This window comes from Mesorhizobium sp. M4B.F.Ca.ET.143.01.1.1 (assembly GCF_004792275.1).
GTDB lineage: Bacteria > Pseudomonadota > Alphaproteobacteria > Rhizobiales > Rhizobiaceae > Mesorhizobium > Mesorhizobium abyssinicae.
The window spans coordinates 1-377 of sequence record NZ_SRSR01000142.1 but is presented as its reverse complement, the minus strand read 5'-3'; the positions used below and the strand labels follow the sequence as shown (position 1 = coordinate 377).

Sequence of the window (377 nt, the reverse complement as noted above, 5' to 3'; positions counted from 1 at the left end):
GGCGATCACGGCATAGGGCTTGCCGTCGCGCACTGGAGGGCCGAGCACCAGCCGCGGCGAATTCATCAGCACGCGCGGCGCCTCGCCGGCAAGCGAGACGATCTCGTAGGAGCGGGCCGAGGCATCGCCGATGAAATGCCGGCGCCGCGCTTGCCCCCATCCGGCGTTGTCGAGGAAGCCGCGCATGGCCAGCGAGCGCGCCACACGGTCGAAGCTCGCGCCTTGCCCCGACAGGCGCGCCAGCCGGCCCTCGCCGTGCTGGACGAGTTCGATCAGCACCGTCGTCTTGGGCAGATAGCCCTCAGCCCGTTCGGGCCACTCGATGAGGGCGGCACCTTGCGCGAATGCTTCCTCGAAGCCGAGCTCGTCGAGCTCGG

1 pseudogene is annotated in these 377 nt (G+C 70.3%); it reads right to left on the bottom strand.

The window, feature by feature from the left end:
- Positions 1-377, bottom strand: a pseudogene (locus tag EN786_RS36345) (bifunctional tRNA (adenosine(37)-N6)-threonylcarbamoyltransferase complex ATPase subunit type 1 TsaE/phosphotransferase); the annotation flags it as partial.